The following is a 17,987-nucleotide window of genomic DNA, read 5'->3' as shown; positions in this document are numbered from 1 at the left end:
TTCTAGCTCTATTTTCCTATATTTTGGTTGTGCTCGCTTAAGGTTTTTGAAAAAATGTGTTTTTTCACCTTTTTGTCAAGCACAAAGTATAAATAATCGCTCTTTGCAGGGTTTATCGCCGCTTTGATCGCACTCATTGAGACCGAGCAGACTGGACTTGGCGGAATACCGTCATTTAGATATGTATTAAACTCGCTCATATCGCTTCTTATGCGCTCAGCCGTGATCACATCGTGTGAATAAATTCCGTAGTTTAGTGTGCCATCCATCTGCAGTCTCATGCCTTTATTTAGGCGGTTATAAATGACCGAGGCGACAAGTGGCATCTCAGCGTCATTTGCAGCTTCCTTTTGAATGATCGAAGCGATCGTTAAAATTTTAAACCATTTTTTCTCGTTGTATTCGCCAAAAATTTTATTGCTGATCTCGCTTTGAGCCTTTTTTGATGAATTTACAAGATAAAAAGCAAGGTGCCTTTCGCTGATACCTATTGGGATTTTATATGTATTTGGCATCAAAAAGCCGTCACTCACTGGAGCAAGAGCGTTATATTCGCTATTTAGCTTAACTGAATCAAGTCCTAGCTGGGCGGCGATCTGGTTTAAAAAAACAATAGTTGTTTCGCCTGGTATTAGCGTTATCTCGGTTAAAGCCGCTTTTGATTTTGCAAGTTTTTTTAAAAAATCAACCCTTGAAATTTTATCTTGGCCGATCTCTATCCAGCCAGATTGCGGAGAGCCGATAAAAAGTATGGCGTATTTGTCTATCACGCTTAAGTTAAAGTTGCGATTAGCTAAATAAGATATAATCTCGCCCACACTTCCCTTTGGTATAAAAACGACCTTGCTTGTATTTATAGGGCGTGCCAAATAGACAAATACGCTTAGGACGACGATGAGTACGATATCAAAGAAAATATCTAGGTATGGCTTTTTTATAAAATTTTTTATCATTTTGATTCTTTCGCTTCTTTTGCTTTTAAAATACGGCATAAAAATTAACTATTTCGAGTTTTACAGCGTAAAATTGGAGCAATTATATATAAAATTAGATAAAAAAATAATTGCAAGAGCAAAGCAGATAAAGCTCCCAAATTTTAAGAAAGAGAGCAAGCAAAAAAGCAGCGATGAGCGCCTTTTAAATCTTAGTAAAAGCGTAGATTTTATAGATACGATTTTTCAAGAAATTTCACTTGAAAATGTGCAAATAGGAGATGATTTTAAACTAAAAATTCTATTTTTAGATGATATATTTTTTGTTGATAGCCCTTATTTAAACGTGGATATAAAATTCCAAAACGAACAGCAAGACGGAATAGATCTTTTTAGCGTTAGAAATTTAAGCTTTAAGGATTTTAACGTGAGCATTAGCGGCGAAGGGAGTGCAGATTTTGATAAAAATGACTATAGATTTGAGGGAAATTTCACCTCTCATGAGCTGCACGGTAAGCTAAATTTTGCTCTAAAAGATACATTTTTAACTTACAAAGCTTATGATGTCGAGGCTGGAAGTATCAAAAACTTCATTGACGAGCTTGACAGACGCATAGAGCTAAATAGTGAAGTTAAAAACTGGATATATGGATACATCGTTGCTGATGATTACGAGCTTAAAGAGATAAATGGCAAGGCTGATCTAGCCAAAAATAACTTTTATCTAAATGATCTAAATGCCACCGCAAATACTAAAAATTTGCTCGTTAAATTTGAAAAAGACTTGCCGGCCGTAAATGTAGGCGAGGCAAATATTACGCTTAAAAACTCAAAGCTTAAATTTGATCTTATTTCACCTATTTACAAGGGTAAAAAACTTGATGGCTCAAGCGTTGCGATAAATAATATCTTTGATGAAAAAAGTGCAAATTTAGAGCTACTTATAAAGACAAAATCAATTTATGATGAAGCTATAAATGAGATATTAAAAGCCTATAAGATCGTTGTACCAGTAAAACAGCTTAGTGGGAAAATGGATGCTAGCTTAAAAATTTTGATAAAGCTTGATGAGAAAAGCTTAGAAAATTTTGATGAAAAAAGTGTCATTGCAAATGGAGAATTTAAGCTAAGTGACGCGGTTTTAGAAATTGCTGGAAGTAAATTTAACGCTAAAAATGCTCTCGTAAAGCTTATAAATACGACGAATTTAAACATAGATGCTACCGGCTTTGGACTTGAGTTTTTTAAAGCAAATGCCAAGGCTGATATAAATTTACAAAAAAGTACTGGCGAGATAAAAGGCGTGATAGAAAGCTTTGACCTAAAAGAGAAAAATGATGAAATTTTAGCCTTTAAAAATGAGCCATTTAGCGCATTTTTAGACTTTAGCAAGGCTGATGAAACTTTGCTTAAGATAGAGCCATTTGGACTTGATATGAGCTTTGGCAGTGAAAGTAAAATAGCAACAAAAAATAGTAAATTTTTCATAGAGAACTCACCTGTTTTAAAGCAAAACGGCGTGTGTGGTTTTGATGAACTTAGTATAAAAAGCAAGGATTTTACTGATCTTGAAATTTTTGCCAAAGAGGTAAACTTTGACTTGCCGTTTTTAGATAAAAATGGCTCAAAATATGAAAACGATGATCTAAAAATTTTAGTCTCAAAAGCTGGCGTAAAGGTAGATAGCGCAAGTAAAAAGCTAAGCCTAGACATAAAAGAAAAAGCCATAAATGTAAAGACTAAAGATCTAAATTTGCTAGTGCTTGACGATAACAAAACCAGCGAACAAAGCACGCCGCTTGAGCTTTTAGCAAAAAATGGCGATATCATTTTAAGGGATCTAAACAAGACCTTACCATTTACTAGCTTTAGCGCCGAGAAAAAGGGCAAAAGCACCTCGCTAAATGGGCTGGCGCAGCAAGGAAGAGTTGGCTATTTTAATGATGAAAAGAGTATAAATTTAGACGCAACCGATATAAGCGGAGAATTTATCAACGACCTTTTTGGTATCAAGAGCTTTGAGGGCGGTAAATTTCGCCTAAAAATGCTTGGAGAAAACTCGAAGAATTTCAAAGCTGAGGTGAGATTTTTTGATACTTTTTTAAAGGATTATATCTTTTATCAAAGGCTACTTAGCTTTTTAAACTCCGTTCCATCGCTTCTTAGCTTTAAAACACCTGACTTTAACGACAAGGGCTTTACTGTTAAAAATGGTAAAATCTTACTCACTAGAAATGGCGATATGATCGAATTTTTAGCGATTGAAATGATAGGCACAAGTGCTGATATCGGCGGGCGTGGCACGATTGACCTAAAGAGTAAAAAGATAAACATCGACCTTGAGCTAAAGCTACTAAAAGATGCTAGCAGTATCATTGATAAAATTCCACTGGTAAATCAAATAATCCTTGGCAAGGACCGCTCGCTCTCAACCGTCATCGCCATACGTGGCACTACCGATAAGCCTGAGTACTCGACGCAGATCCTGCAAGACGCCCTGCTCTCGCCACTAAAGATAATAAGAAACGTGATTCAGGCTCCGTTTTTGATATTTGAGTAGTTTAAATCTGCAACGCACAGAAATTATAGAAAAATTATTGACTACTTCTAAAACTAAGAGTGGCGCTCATTTTTGATTATTTTTATTATCCTCAGCTCGCAAAGTGCGTAAAGATATCAAAGTCTAAAGGATTAAGGCTTTGATAGCTATTTTTTGATACTGCGACTATTAAAATATTTTGACAAAAAGCATAAAATTTTGCGTATTATAATACGCAAAATTTACTTCATCTCGAGGCGCATAAGATACATATCCTCGCCGTCAGTTACCTTTAAATTTTGACTTTTACACTTTGGACAGGTGAAGTCATTTTCATTAAGCTCTCCGCCAAATCCACAATCCAAACACTCAATAACAATGCCTTGTAAATTTATCACAAGTTCGGCATTTTCGCAGATCGTACCAGCCTTATAAACATCAAAAGCGCTCTGCAAATAGTGAGGCTCCACTCCGCTTAAACGGCCAACCTTTATCTCGATCTTGCTTATCTCTTTGGCGTTTTCTTTGGCGGCATTTTTCTCGCAAAGGCTGACTAAATTTTGAACGATACTAAGCTCGTGCATTAGCAGATCCTTGGTAGTAGCTCGCCCTTTGGCGGCTCGAGAAATCTTCTTGATTTATAGGCGTTTTCGATGATGACACGCTCGTTTTTTGCTTCCATTACCTCGCCTATTATCATCGCATTTTTGTCAAATTCTCGCAAAATCCCAAGCGCGTCCTCAGCCTGGCTCTCATCAACTGCTATCACAAAAGTGCCCTCGTTTGCAAGCTCATAAGGCTCAAATCCAAATAGCTCACAAACGCCCATCACTTCGTCTGCGACCTTGATATTTTCTTCAAAGACTAAGATGTCAAATTTGCTAAATTTAGCCCACTCATTTAGCACCGCACTTAGTCCACCTCTAGTCGCATCACGCATGCACTGCGGCTTTATACCAGCCTCAAATAGCCTCAAAGTAACCTCTTTTAGGCTCTTGCAGTCACTTTTTAGATCAAGCCCAAGCTCAAATTCTTCTCTTGCTGCTAGCACCACGCCGCCGTGTCTGCCAACATCTCCAGAGATTAAAATTTTAGCCCCTGCTTTTAAATTTTTAAGCTCCACGCCTTCGCAAACTATCTCGCCGATGCCTGCTGTGTTTATGAAAATTTTATCGCATTTACCCTTTGGCACTACCTTCGTATCGCCACAAACTACGCTCACACCGCTCTCTTTGCAAGTTTTAGCAAGCGAGCCAAGTACCTTTTCAAGCTCTTCTATACTTAGCCCCTCCTCGATGATTAGCGAGCAGCTTAGGTATTTTGCGCTTGCTCCAACCATCGCTAGGTCGTTTATCGTGCCGCAAGCCGCGATCTTGCCGATGTCGCCGCCATTAAAAAAAATGGGAGTTACCACAAAGCTATCGGAGCTAAATGCGATCTTGCCGTTTAAATTTAATATCGCCGAGTCGTTGCTTTGCCTTAAAATTTCGTTATCAAAAATTTTAAATATCGTCTCATTTATAAGCGAGTTCATCTCCTCGCCGCCGCCACCGTGGCTTAGCATTATCTTTTTCATTAAATTCCTTAACTAACTCTTGCGTATTTAAAATATGCCGCACAAGCGCCCTCGCTTGAGACCATGCACGATCCTATCGGATTTTGCGGGTTGCAAACTTTACCAAAGACTTTACACTCTGTTGGCTTTGCTAGCCCTCTTAAAATTTGCCCACAAATGCAAGCCTTGCTCTCGCCAGCGCTCTCTACGTTGCAGTCAAACTGCGCTCTAGCGTCAAGGTAGGCAAACTCATTTTTTAGTTTCATGCCGCTTTGCGCTATCTCGCCAAGGCCTCTCCAGACAAAGTCGCACGGCTCAAAGTACATAGCGATGAGCTCTTTTGCCTTGAGGTTGCCCTCTTCTTTGACCGCCCTTGCGTATTCGTTATAGACTTCATAAGTGCCTGCGTTTTGCTGACGGACTAAATTTAGCACACTTGCCATGATGTCAAGTGGCTCAAAACCGCTAATGGCGATGGGCCTTTTAAACTCATCTGCCAGCTCTTTGTAAATCTTACTTCCAGTAATCACGCTTACGTGACTTGGTCCCAAAAATGCATCTATCCTCACGTTTTCATCGCTCATTATGGCTCTAACTGGAGCTGGAACGGTTACGTGATTTATGTGAAAGTATAAATTTTTAATGTCCTGCTGAAGTACTTTTTCAACCAAATTTGCGCTCATCGGAGTCGTCGTCTCAAAGCCTATGGCAAAAAATATTACCTTTTTGTCTGGATATTGTTTAGCGATATTTAGCGCATCAAGTGGAGTGTAAAGCGCTCTTATATCGTGTCCCTCGCCGCGAAGCTTTTGCAAGCTTGTCTTTGAGCCAGGCACTCTTAGCATGTCAGCTAGCGTGCAAAAGATCACATTCTCCATGCTAGCTAGCTTACAGGCCTCATCTATGCGGCTCTTTGGCATCACGCAAACTGGACAGCCTGGGCCGTGGATGAAATTTATATGCTCTCCCACCAAGCTTGGCAGTGCAAATTTCATAATGCTATGCGTGTGGCCGCCACAAATTTCCATGATATTTAGGGGCTTTGTGCTCTCTTTTTTTATGAGTTTTGAAAGGGCTAGGATTAAATTTTTATCGCGAAAGTCATTGATAAGATCCATCAAATTTTCCCCGCGTCCATATCATCAGCGATCTTTTGATAGACCTCTAAGCTCTCAAGCGCAAACTGCGTATCGATCTTTTGCATTGCGTATCCAACGTGAATTAGCACGTATTCGCCAACTTTTACCTCTTCAGAGATGAGATCTAGGCTTACCTTTCTAGTAACGCCCAGAGTCTCAACGGTAGCAACGTTGTTTTCATCTATTTCTATTACTTTTGAAGGGATCGAGAGGCACATTATCTTAGCTCTTTTTTAAATTCCAAATAACTTATCCATTTATCAATGCCCTCACCTGTTTTGCTATCTATCACAAAGATATCGACCTTTGGATTTAGCTTTCTAGCGTCGTTTTTCACTCGCTCGATGTCAAAGTCAAAGTGCTGCGCAAGTGAAGCTTTTGTGATGAGAAGCACGTCAGCAGCCCTAAACATCACTGGATATTTGCTCACCTTATCATCGCCCTCTGGCACTGAAAGAAGCACAGCGTTAAAGTGTGAGCCAACGTCGTAGCTTGCAGGGCAAACTAAATTTCCAACATTTTCTATAAAGACTAGATCAAGCTCATTTAGTGGCAAATGATGAAGCCCTTCATGCACCATAAATGCATCCAAGTGACAGGTCTGACCTGTGCTTATCTGATGAGCCTTTGCACCAGCTTTTACTATGCGGTCGGCATCTTGATTTGTCTCCAAATCGCCCTCTACAACGCCTATTTTAAACTTACCAGCCTTTATCGTAGCCTCTAAAAGTGTAGTTTTTCCAGCACCTGGGCTACTCATCAAATTTACGCAAAGTATCTTTTTCTCATCAAGATGTGCTCTATTGTGAGCGGCTTCTTTGTCGTTTTCAGAGAGAATTTTCTCTATCACGTCTATGGTTTTGCTCTCGTTTAGCACAGGGTGTGCGTGAGCCTCGTGGCTATGCTCGTGTGCGTCATGAGCGTGCTCTGTATATCCATCATGAGTGTGTGGGTGCGAGTGAGTGGTGCCATCAGCGTGAGTGTGAACGTGGGTGTGATTACCCATTGAACAACCGCAATCTTTACACATTTTTTCATCCTTTTTTATTAATTTATGGAGATTTTAACTCTTAAATTTAAAAATAAAATTAAAATTTAGGAGTTTTTGCAAATAGATCAAAATTAATTAATTTATTTAAATTTTTATTTAAATTTAAAAATATAAATGAAATTTTCAAGCATTTTGACTAAATTTACTTTACTCTTTTTGCCTAACATCATCCAGCTTATCAAAATTTTCACCACCGAGTAGTTTTTTACTATTTTTTTGGGCATTCTTTTGGATTATTAGATCCTTTAGTCTAGCTTTGCCATTATCCATCACCATCAAAATAGCATAGGCATCAACATCTTCTTCTCTCATTTCATCTTCAGTATTAGCCGCACTATCAGGTGACATATAAAACTGCTCTATGCCGTATTTTACGAGTGAGTAACCGTCATATCTACCAGCTAAAAACACTCCATTGTCTGGCTTGCTTATACTAAATTTAGCAAAGCTGTAAGTGCCATTAACATCTGGTTTTAAAACAGCATAAACTCTAGCCCCATCTCTTACTCTCTCATCGTATTGGTCGATATAGCGGTCATCTTCATCATTTTCGTCAAAATTTCTTGAATGAAAATTTGAAAATTCATAGTTTAAATCAACATAATTTCCGCGAAAAAGATCTCTTGGGTCATAAAGACTTACCCTTACTCTTACCTCTTGCCCAAAATAAAGTGGCATAAGTGCGTAGCCAAGCATAATGCCAATAAGCGAAATTTGAAAAACCACAGCTACTATTAATACTTTTATCTTCATTTTTTACGTCCTTTTCTAGCCACAACTAGCACTATGAAAGCAAATACCATAAATAGTGCCGTAGCGCCGATATAATCACCTATGAGTTGGAAATACCTCACGGCTGCAACCAAAAATATCATACAAAGACCAAGTTTTAACTCACCCTTTTTGATAAGAACCGCAGCTGTTATGATATTTGCGAGCGAAAAAAATATATTTGCGTAGCCAGGACCGTAGCTAAAGACAAATGGTAACGACACGAGCAGTGCCCCAAGTAGCAAACCACTCTTGTTTTTTTCTTTAAAAAATAGTGCAAAATAAGCAACACTAAATAGAATAAAGACAAAGCCAAAATTGCTCTTAAAAAACGACTTCACAAACCAAAGCTTTTCATCGTAAAGCTCAAATAAATTTCTTTCTTCAAATAAAAATAGACAAAATAGCAACACAAAAACGCCAAAATTTTTACCAAATTCTTTCGTAAATGCGCCAAGCCCTACTCTAAATTTATCTAGTAGCGGCGAAATACTAATAAGCAAAAGTGCATAAGATAGCGATACGATCGCAACCATCGGAAGTCCAAACAAAAATCCATAATCAAATATCGCCCTAAAACCGCTAATGTAGCCGCAAAATGAAATGATGTATATAAAAATATCTATAAAAAGCAAAAAAGCAAGCCATTTTGAATCGTCTTTGTAAAGCGTATATGCGCCAAGTGCTATAAAAATGATAAAGCCAAAGCCAAAGTCGCCCTGATAAGTTATCATAAAAAACCAAACTGTCGCAAAGATAAGGCTTTGGGCTACCAACACACCTTTTTTACTAGCAAAAGAAACCGCAAACGCCCCGATACTCCAAAGTAAAATACCACCGCTTGGCTCATCGCTAATGTTATAAATTTGAGCAATAAGTGCAATCGCCGCACCAAAGCAAAAATTTCCAAGAAAAAACATCGCCGTTGATAGATTTTCCTTTCCCTTTGCGAGATAGTAAATTCCACCAAAATTTACAAGCCCAAGTACAAACAACACAAGCGCCAAACGTCCTAGTCTTGGTATCTCTTCCCAATTTGCACCAACAAGCGTAAAAAAGGCTAGTGCAAAAAAGAGATATGCTACGAGTTTTAGGACAAAACTCATCTTGTCACTATGAGCATCAGGGTCGATGTCGTATAAATTTGCTATTTTTATAGCGGTCTCTTTATCAACTATACCGTCACTTTGCCACCGATCCAGCTCTTTTGCTAGAAAAATTCTATTTAAAAAGTTCAACAACAACTCCTTTGCAAGCTCATTAAAAAATAAGAAGCCTATCAGCCAGCCTAAAATGTGGCAATAAGGATCAAATTTTTATTGTTATTATATAAAAATATAGCGCAAATGCTAAGAAGAGATATTTTGAACGAGTTTAAAAATTTTTAGAAATTTGAATTTTAGTTAAAGCCAGATAAAAGAGCAAATGATCATCAAATTATCATTTATTCAAAAGATATGGAGTTTGCACGAGCAAATCGGTAAAAACTCCATATCAATTTACAAAACTACAAAAACCACTTAAAAACTATTTTGAAAGACAAATGTGATAAGCACCGCAGTTATAAGAGATCAGCTGCTTGCTATACTTGTTAAAAACTCCTAAATTTCCTACCACCTCAAAGACTTTAGCGCGCTAAAATTTAGGAACAGCAGCCTTTGTAAGTTTAGAAAATTTAACACCTTTTAAACCAGCGATTCTCTCAGAAAAGCGTTCTATTTTGGCCGCCTCACCTCTTATAGAGATAGTTTCTAAGCAGTTATGATGATCGACATGTACGTGATTTGTACAGATGATTTTCACGTCAGAGTCATGCTCGATATCCATTTTTTTATTCACCAAATCGTTGTGATGATGCACATAAATTAGCGTCAAAACACCGATCAACTCTTCATTAGCGTCCTTCCAGCTATCATTTACGATCTTTTCACGGATCAGATCCCTCGTAAATTCGCTCCTAGAAGCGTAGCCTTGTTCGCTAACTTTCCTATCTAGTTCGTCTAGTAACTGACTAGGCAAAGAAACACTAAAACGTATAACACTATCCATTTTTTGCTCCTTTCTCGTTTGATTACTGTTTACAATCATTATACATCAGTTCTTTTAAAATGTAGATAAATAATAATAAATTTGCCCTAAATTTACGTTAGAATCGTTGCTACAGAATTTTTTATTGATATAAAATTTCAAATTTACTTTAGTAAATTTTTTGTAAATAAGTTCAAGTAAAGTCTTATTTTGAAAAACTCCGCCGCTTAGTAAAATTTCCATTTTTTCTTTTTTTGAAATTTTAAAAATAATATCAGCCAAGCCATTTATAAACGCCGTTGCAGCCACTCTTGGCTCATCTTTTAAAGCACTTTTAAAAGCTTCTTTAAAGCCGATCACTCCATTATCTAGGCTAAATTTGTAACACACATCTAAATTTTTATCATAAAGCGCTTCAAGCCTCATACCACTCTCGCCCTCAAAACTAGAGTGAAAAAGCCCACAAATAATCGCCCCAAATGCGTCAAATATCCTACCAACCGAGCTAGTCTTTACTAAGTTTAATCCTTTTTGCTCCATTTTTTTAAAATTTGCAAGCATTTTTTCATCAAAATTTACTAAAAATTTACCAGCTTCGTCCTCAAGAGAGTATTTTAAAATAATAGAATATGCGATTAGATAAATATTTTTGATGCTATTTTCGCCACCAAATAGGCTAAATTCATCAAAATGATAAACTCTCTCGTAACTCTTTTTATCTAGCTTAAAGACTTCTCCACCCCAAATTTTGCCATCTTCCCCGTATCCAGTGCCATCAAAACAAAATCCAAGATACTCTTTGTCTACTAGTTCATTTTCAAAGATCACGCTTAGCAGATGCGCGTAGTGGTGCTGCAAATAAACTAGCTCAAAGCCCTGATCCTTTGCCCATTTTGTGTTTAAAAAATTTGGATGCAGATCGGCTATGACCTTGTCTATTTTTAGGTTGTAGGTCTTTTCAAAAAGGGTAAAAATATCTTTAAATCTATCAAAAGTCGCCACGTTTTTTAGATCGCCGATATACGGGCTAATCATCAAAAGGCCGTCTTTGTATATACAAAAAGAACTTTTTAGCTCCGCTCCAAGGGCTAAAAATGTCCCTTTTTGCTTGAAATTTGTATGGATGAAATTTGGATTTAGCCCACGGCTCGTTCTTGTGAAAATTGTCTCATCACCAACGCAAAATGCGATGCTATCGTCACTTGGAGAGTAAATTTCTCGGTCGTGATCAAGGTAAAAGTCTATGACGTCACCTAGCTTTTCTCTTAGCTTGCTCTCATCTTTTATCACAACTTCGCCTGAGATGTTTGCGCTAGTTGCGATGATATCGTGCTCAAGATAGTCAAAAAGCAAAAGATGTATGCCACTAAATGCGAGCATGACGCCAAGCTTGTTTAAATTTGGAGCGACACTTTTTGCAATATTTGAGCCATTTTTTGCTTCAAGCAAGACGATCGGCTTTAAATTTGAGCTAAGAAGCTTCGCCTCTGCTTCTGAAATTTGCGCTATTTTTCTAGCGTTTTGTAAATTTTTACTCATCAGAGCAAAGGGCTTGCTTGGGCGGTGCTTTCTGGCTCTTAGCTCGCAAACTGCAGCTTCATTTGTCGCGTCGCAAACTAGATGAAAGCCACCAAGCCCTTTAATGGCTAAAATTTTGCCCTCGTTTATGAGCTTAGCCGCCTCTTTGGCTGCTTCATTTTTGCTAGCCAAGACTTTGCCAAATTTATCTTTTAGATAGAGCTTTGGTCCGCAGTTTGGGCAAGAGATCGGCTCTGCGTGGTAGCGGCGATTAAGCGGATCTTTGTACTCGCTCTCACAAAATTTACACATTTTAAACTCGTTCATCGTCGTATTTACCCGGTCATAAGGCAACGCTTTGATGATGGAAAATCTTGGTCCGCAGTTGGTGCAGTTTATAAATGGATATTTGTAGCGTGGATTTGTGGGGTCATAAAACTCGCACAAGCAGTCATCACAAAGTGCGTAATCAGGCAAAATAGGCGCTTGTTTGGTGGCTGACTTTGAAGCGATGATCTCAAGCTTTTCATAAATTTTATCTATTTTAATCTTCTTTAGCTCATCAATCCTAGCAAGGGCTGGCAGCTTCTCATAAAGCTCTTTTTCAAAAGCCAAAAAGTTAGCCTCTTCGCCGCTAAAATTTAGCTTCACACCCTCGTCGTCGTTGTAAATTTCACCAACTAGCTTAAATTTATCCGCCAAAGTATAGACAAAAGGTCTAAAGCCCACACCTTGAACTAAGCCTTTGATCTCATATCTAAAGCTTAATCTCAACGCCAAATCCGGGGTCAAAATTTGTTTTTATATTTGGGTTTAGGTGCTTTTTTATCAAGTTGCTAACTACCTTATTATAAAATAAATCCCCGCTTAAAGTAACATTTTTGATGTTAAATTTATCTCGTTTTTCATAGCTAAAATCGCTCAAAAAATGCGCCAAAGACTCGGTGCAACCAAAGCTGATGTTCTTCTCTCCAGCGCCAGCAAGGACAAACGAAATGATACTTTTTACAAACTTAACCCCGTCTAAACCAAAGTCATCTTTCATCTTATAATCGATCCTAACGCCCTTTTGACCGCTAAAATCAGCTGCCATAAGAAGCAAATTCTCCCCTGCTTTTTTAAACTCATTGCTTGTGCCAAGTATGCGCCCAGCTATGCAAAATAACGAGAAAAAGCTAGCGTTTGAGCTAAATTTACCGCTCGGTAAAGTATGCTCTTTGCTGAAATTTTCAAGTAGCCTTTCGCCGCCCTCCTCGGCTCTTATGAGCTCATAAATTTCTTCAAAGCTACTAAATTTTGGCAAAAACAGAAGCTGCGTTTTGCTTGATTTTGAAAGCAGGCAAATTTCGTCATCACTAAATTTACTAAATTTTAGCCCCAAAGCTATATCACTAAAATTACTAAGCTCAAATTCCTCGTTTTTTGCATAGAAAAATGGGCTTAAAACTGCGCTACTTTCAAGCAAAGTTAGTCTTGAAAGAGCATTTTTTTGCTCCTTTACTCTAACGCTTAAAAAGCTAAAATTTTCTTTATTTAGCTGCTCGCAAATGGCGTAAAGAAAAAGGTCATTTGGCGCCATCACGTCAAAAAATAGCGGTGCGTCCTCGTGATTTTGCCTATAAATAGCTGTCGTCTTTAGTGCTAAAAGTGGCTTTTCAAAACTAGCCAGAAATGTCAAAGCTCTATCATCAGCAATAAAAATTTTTGGTAGCTGTTTTAAATTTACAGGCATCAAGAAATTTGCATCAAAATTTACGCCAAGAGAAATTTCATATAATTTTTTATCTTGCTCTACACAAACGCCCTTGCCGTTTTTTAATAAATTTAGGCAAGCTTTGAGCTTTTCATTAAAATTACCAAGCGTTATCTCGCCATCAAATTTACTCCAAGCAAGCACGCCACTTTCATTTAAGATAGCTTCTCCACTAGCCAAAAATGTGCTCACTTGAGTCGGAGTTAGACCGCCAAATTTTATCTCATTTATCTTGCTATCTTCATCAAGCTCACTTGCAGCCAAGACCTCACTGTGCTTTATAAAAAGACTAAAGGGCAAGAGCGCGCTTGCTTTATTTGCCACGCTCTCAAGCTCGCTGGCATTACCACTTACCTTTAGACAAATTTCATCATCTTTGCACTTTAGACTATGAGATAGATCACCAGCAAGCAAGCGTAAAAATGGCACTAGAAACGAAGCGTCCTTGTGGCAAGTAAATTTAAAAGCAAGTATCATTTTAAACCTTTTTTAGCGTATTCATCAACGATATCTTTTAGGGTGAAATTTGCCACTTTTTCACACTTAAAATCAAGCTCTTTTAAGTGATCAAGCAGCGTTTTTTCTAAAGTTACAGAAGCGTTTATAACCTCATCTGAGAGGCTAAAATTTGATGATTCTATGCGGCTAGGCACGATGCCTAAAATTTTAGTCGTAGGCCTATCGCCTGCAAGCTCCATTAGATGAAGGGTCTGGAGCATCTCTATCTCGTGAGCCGAGCCGTCCCAGCTGATAAAATTTGGTACATTTAGAAAATCAAAAAAATAAACATCACCCACGCTTGCGCCGTTTGCGCTAATGCAATCAACGACGATAAGATAGTCAAATTCGCTTATGATGTGAGTTAGAGCGAGGGCTAAAGTGCCCCCGTCCATTAGAGTAAGCTCGTTTTTAGAGCTTGTAAATTTATAGTTTTTAGCCATCAAATTTACAAAATGAACACCTATGCCCTCATCAGCAAACATCACGTTGCCGATACCAAGAACCAGCACTCTCATCAGTGTTCTTTTACAAATTTATAGCCACTAACGATGGCATCCATCGCTCCATTTTTACCTTTAACAGCGTTAAATACCGCCATATAAACATGAATCGGCACAAAAATCATAATGACCCACATACAAATTCTATGTATCGTTCTAACATTTGCTAGTCCACCCATAAGCTCTTCAAAAAATCTTGCTGGCTCATAAAGCGCTCCGCCAAGTCCCTCATGATAAACATGAACATAAAGCACAAGACCGCTTAGGCAAATAAGAGTCAAAACAAGATAAAAGAAAAAGTATGAGGCAAACTGCAAAGGATTATAAACGCCCCTTAAATGCGGATGTGGCCCCATAAAAAGATAGTATTTGATCTGTGCGATCCAAATTTTTGGATTTAGAAAATCAACCAAACTCATCCACTCTTTTTTGCTGTGTTTGTCAAAAATAAATAGATAAAATTTAAAGATAAATGCCGCTATTAGCACAAAACCAGCTATCTGGTGAGCCATACGCCACTTTGCTTGCATAAAATTTGTAGGCTCGCTCGTGATCTCTGGACTCACAAAAACGTACGAGATATAGTAGCCACTCACAACTAAAAGTGTGATCGCTGCAAATCTAATCCAGTGTGTCAGCCTAACGCCGATGGAGAATTCGTATTCGCTGATCCTGTCAGCATTTTTATGTGACATATTCTCTCCTTACAAATTTGGATTTATCTTATAAGTACTCAAATCATTTCCCTTCATATCCATAACATGCACGGCACACGCGATGCAAGGATCGTAAGAGTGAATTTTTCGTATTATCTCAAGTGGTTTTGAAAGATCAGCGATCTTTAAACCAACTAAGCACGCTTCGTAGCTTCCCATTTGATTTTGTGCGTCTTTTGGAGAGGCGTTCCAAGTACTTGGCACGACTGCTTGCCAGTTTGTGATAACACCATCTTTTATGCGACACCAGTGGCTAAGAGCACCTCTTGGAGCATTGCCTTGGAAATTTCCTTTGTACTCTTTTTTGTTATCGATTACATATTTTGCGCAAGTCTCTTGATCTGATTTTAAATTTTCTACCAAGGCATTAAATGCGTCCATTGTGTGCTCTGCGACTACTTTTGCCTCAAGCATACGAGTAGCGGTTCTGCCTAGAGTTGAGAAAACTGCGCTTAGTGGCAAGCCACTCTTTGCTAAAAACTCATCAACCACCTTTTTAACTCTCTCGTTGCCTTTAGCGTAGTTTATAACGATACTTGCTATTGGACCTACTTGCATAGGCATGCCATCATATCTTGGTGATTTAATCCAGCTATATTTGCCTTTTGTATCAAAAAGCTTACTATGAGCTAGTTTGCCCTCGGCGTCTATGCTCTCGCCATCAATAAGGCCTGTGTAGTTTGCTTCAGTCTCGCCGTCATATGGGTGAAGTGCTTTGTCGTTTTTATACCAAGACCTAGTAGCTTCTTCAGTGATTTTATTTTCATCGATATCATAAACCTTGTTAAGATCGCCATTTAAGATATAGCCACCTTTAAATAGATGATCATTTTTGCCGATCAAAAACTCATCGTAGCAGAGTAAATTTGCCACACCAACATCGTTTAGAACGCTTGGCTCGTTACCATAAGCTTTAGCTGCCATCAAGATATCTGGATAGTAAGCTCTATCAACAAATTCTTTGATCTCAGCAAATTTACTCATATATTCGCCCATTCTAGCTGGATCCATAAGGTCCATCACGCAAGTCACACCGCCAACTGTTAGGCTTTGTGGATGTGGGTTTTTAGCACCAAAGATAGCCATCATCTGAGCTGCTGTTCTTTGAATCCTTAAGCACTCTAAGTAGTGTGAGAGGACGATTAAATTTTGCTCTGGCGTAAATTTATATGTACTATGTCCCCAGTATGCGTTGGCAAATGGTCCAAGGTTGCCCTTTTTAACAAAGGCTTCAACTCTCTCTTTTACCTCTTTTAGCTTGTCAGCTCCTGTGGCAAATGGCAAATCAGTGTATTTAAACGCCTCTTCGCTAGCTTTATGTACGTCTGCGCTTAGTGCGGAGACTACGTCCGCCCAGTCCATGCCGTGGAGCTGATAAAAGTGCACGATGTGATCGTGAAGATATAAAGCTGCATTCATAAGCGTTCTAGTTAGCTCTGCATTTAATGGAGGCTTGATACCAAGGGCATTTTCAACTGCGATGATGCCTGCTCGGTAGTGTGAGTATGTACAAACGCCACAAATTCTTTGCATGAAAAAGCCAGCATCTCTTGGATCTCTGCCTTTTACGATCTGCTCTAAGCCACGCCAAAGAGTTGAGCCAGAGTAAGCCTCTTTTACGACATTATTTTCATCTACGACAACTTCTATTCTTAAGTGTCCCTCGATACGTGTTATAGGGTCTATTACTATTCTTTTTTCACTCATTTTTTCGCCTTATTCTTTATCTTTACTCATAGAAGCTATAACAGCGTGAGCTGCTATACCAATGCCAGTAAGAGCTAAAATTCCAATGCCAACTTTATCGCTGACATTATCAGCTCCAAGACCCAAAACAGTATCAAAGAGTCTATCTGCCATAGGCTCTTCAAATGGTCCCATCGTATCCCAGAAGTCTGGCTCTGAGCAGCCTATACAGCCGTGACCTGCTTGAACTGGCCATGATGTGTGCTGGTTAAATCTCTCGCGTGAGCAGTTATTAAATGTATATGGACCTTTACAGCCTACTTTATATAAGCAGTAGCCATTTTTTGCGCCTTCATCGCCAAAGTTTTGGACAAACTCGCCAGCGTCAAAGTGACCACGTCTTTCGCAAAGATCGTGAATTCTTAAGCCATAAGCCCATTTTGGTCTATTGTAAACATCAAGTGCTGGAAGTGTGCCAAAAAGCAAGAAATGAAGCACGTTACCAACGATATTTTTCTCACTTGGTGGACAGCCCGCAACATTAATAACTGGCTTATCAGTTACCTTTGAAAATCCCACTGAATTTGATGGATTTGGCCTTGCAGCTTGAATGCCACCAAAGCTAGAACAGGTGCCGATCGCAAAGATAGCAGCTGCGTCTTTTGAAGCATTTACAGCATGAGTTTTACCTGTTGTGCCATGAGGTCCAACAGTTAAGAAATTTTCAGTCGCACCAGTTGGGATACCTCCCTCAACTAGTAGGATGTATCTGCCTTTGTATTTTTCGATCGCACTCTCTAAATTTTCTTCAGCCTGCCAACCAGAAGCTGCCATGATAGTTTCGTGGTATTCAAGGCTTATGTAGTCAAATATAAGACTATCTATGCTTGGAGCATCGGTTCTTAGTAAGCTCTCGCTACAGCCTGTGCATTCTGCCATATGAAGCCATATCACAGGAAGCCTATCGCTAAGCTCAGCAGCACGAGCAACCATCGGTGTCATCGCACTTGGTAGAGCCATAAAAGCTGTCATCGCACCAGCCCACTTCATAAAATCACGCCTCGTAAAGCCTTTATCTTTTAAAAGCTGCGCAATACTCGAGTCGCTTTTCATCTTAGGCAACGCACTAAGCTCACTTAAGCGCCTATCTATCTTTTGACGCAAGTCATTATTCATATAAGCTCCTTTGCTTGAAAATTTTACTTTTGTTAATAATATCTTTGTTTAAAGAAGTAAAAAATTATTTTATAAAATTAATATTTATAATTAAATAAATTTTAACTAAAAAATTTAAAATC

The 17,987-nt window shown here is 38.5% G+C and carries 16 protein-coding genes; 1 reads left to right on the top strand and 15 read right to left on the bottom strand.

The features are described 5' to 3' along the window. Window positions 1-8: 8 nt before the first annotated feature. Window positions 9-953: an endolytic transglycosylase MltG gene (gene mltG, locus FZ940_RS07885; protein ID WP_148822159.1), complete on the bottom strand. Its 945-nt coding sequence runs from the start codon at window positions 951-953 to the stop codon at window positions 9-11. A gap of 73 nt (window positions 954-1,026) precedes the next feature. On the opposite strand from mltG, the gene FZ940_RS07880 reads away from it, so the two are divergent. Beyond that, a complete protein-coding gene (locus tag FZ940_RS07880; protein WP_148822158.1) occupies window positions 1,027-3,492 on the top strand; it encodes a YhdP family protein in 2,466 nt (821 codons plus the stop codon). A gap of 221 nt (window positions 3,493-3,713) precedes the next feature. Here the strand turns inward: FZ940_RS07880 and hypA are convergent, their stop codons facing one another. The 14 genes from hypA to FZ940_RS07810 all read right to left on the bottom strand — a co-directional run bounded on the left by hypA (window position 3,714) and on the right by FZ940_RS07810 (window position 17,865). Further along, window positions 3,714-4,055: a hydrogenase maturation nickel metallochaperone HypA gene (hypA, locus tag FZ940_RS07875; protein ID WP_107691214.1), complete on the bottom strand. Its 342-nt coding sequence runs from the start codon at window positions 4,053-4,055 to the stop codon at window positions 3,714-3,716. Then, window positions 4,055-5,047, bottom strand: a complete 993-nt coding sequence (hypE, locus tag FZ940_RS07870) for a hydrogenase expression/formation protein HypE (RefSeq protein WP_148822157.1) — start codon at window positions 5,045-5,047, stop codon at window positions 4,055-4,057. Before hypE ends, hypA begins: the two co-directional genes overlap by 1 nt. 8 nt (window positions 5,048-5,055) lie before the next feature. Beyond that, window positions 5,056-6,144, bottom strand: a complete 1,089-nt coding sequence (gene hypD / locus FZ940_RS07865) for a hydrogenase formation protein HypD (RefSeq protein WP_148822156.1) — start codon at window positions 6,142-6,144, stop codon at window positions 5,056-5,058. After that, window positions 6,144-6,383 carry a HypC/HybG/HupF family hydrogenase formation chaperone gene (locus tag FZ940_RS07860; RefSeq protein WP_103559617.1) on the bottom strand — a complete coding sequence of 80 codons (240 nt, stop codon included), beginning with the start codon at window positions 6,381-6,383 and terminating at the stop codon, window positions 6,144-6,146. Before FZ940_RS07860 ends, hypD begins: the two co-directional genes overlap by 1 nt. Next, complete coding sequence (gene hypB / locus FZ940_RS07855) at window positions 6,383-7,195, bottom strand: hydrogenase nickel incorporation protein HypB (RefSeq protein ID WP_148822155.1); 813 nt, start codon at window positions 7,193-7,195, stop codon at window positions 6,383-6,385. Before hypB ends, FZ940_RS07860 begins: the two co-directional genes overlap by 1 nt. Before the next feature lie 168 nt (window positions 7,196-7,363). After that, window positions 7,364-7,969, bottom strand: a complete 606-nt coding sequence (locus FZ940_RS07850; protein WP_148822154.1) for a GDYXXLXY domain-containing protein — start codon at window positions 7,967-7,969, stop codon at window positions 7,364-7,366. Next, window positions 7,966-9,225: a DUF2157 domain-containing protein gene (locus FZ940_RS07845; protein WP_148822153.1), complete on the bottom strand. Its 1,260-nt coding sequence runs from the start codon at window positions 9,223-9,225 to the stop codon at window positions 7,966-7,968. The genes FZ940_RS07850 and FZ940_RS07845 overlap by 4 nt, the downstream gene beginning before the upstream one ends. Before the next feature lie 397 nt (window positions 9,226-9,622). After that, window positions 9,623-10,036 (bottom strand): nickel-responsive transcriptional regulator NikR, encoded by a 414-nt coding sequence (gene nikR / locus FZ940_RS07840; protein ID WP_087584539.1) that lies wholly within the window; start codon window positions 10,034-10,036, stop codon window positions 9,623-9,625. A 54-nt stretch (window positions 10,037-10,090) separates the two neighbouring features. Further along, a complete protein-coding gene (hypF, locus tag FZ940_RS07835) occupies window positions 10,091-12,307 on the bottom strand; it encodes a carbamoyltransferase HypF (RefSeq protein WP_148822152.1) in 2,217 nt (738 codons plus the stop codon). Continuing rightward, window positions 12,291-13,763: a hypothetical protein gene (locus tag FZ940_RS07830; protein ID WP_148822151.1), complete on the bottom strand. Its 1,473-nt coding sequence runs from the start codon at window positions 13,761-13,763 to the stop codon at window positions 12,291-12,293. Before FZ940_RS07830 ends, hypF begins: the two co-directional genes overlap by 17 nt. After that, window positions 13,760-14,302 carry a HyaD/HybD family hydrogenase maturation endopeptidase gene (locus tag FZ940_RS07825; RefSeq protein ID WP_148822150.1) on the bottom strand — a complete coding sequence of 181 codons (543 nt, stop codon included), beginning with the start codon at window positions 14,300-14,302 and terminating at the stop codon, window positions 13,760-13,762. Before FZ940_RS07825 ends, FZ940_RS07830 begins: the two co-directional genes overlap by 4 nt. Continuing rightward, window positions 14,302-14,982, bottom strand: coding sequence for a Ni/Fe-hydrogenase, b-type cytochrome subunit (gene cybH / locus FZ940_RS07820; RefSeq protein WP_148822149.1), 681 nt, complete (start codon window positions 14,980-14,982; stop codon window positions 14,302-14,304). The genes FZ940_RS07825 and cybH overlap by 1 nt, the downstream gene beginning before the upstream one ends. A 9-nt stretch (window positions 14,983-14,991) precedes the next feature. Continuing rightward, window positions 14,992-16,710, bottom strand: a complete 1,719-nt coding sequence (locus FZ940_RS07815; RefSeq protein WP_148822148.1) for a nickel-dependent hydrogenase large subunit — start codon at window positions 16,708-16,710, stop codon at window positions 14,992-14,994. A 9-nt stretch (window positions 16,711-16,719) separates the two neighbouring features. Further along, window positions 16,720-17,865, bottom strand: a complete 1,146-nt coding sequence (locus tag FZ940_RS07810; protein WP_072594279.1) for a hydrogenase small subunit — start codon at window positions 17,863-17,865, stop codon at window positions 16,720-16,722. Between the last annotated feature and the right edge of the window lie 122 nt (window positions 17,866-17,987).

It is taken from the genome of Campylobacter concisus, assembly GCF_902460415.1.
Classification (GTDB): domain Bacteria; phylum Campylobacterota; class Campylobacteria; order Campylobacterales; family Campylobacteraceae; genus Campylobacter_A; species Campylobacter_A concisus_Y.
Note: the sequence above shows the minus strand (reverse complement) of the source record. Positions and strands in the feature narration are given on the sequence as shown.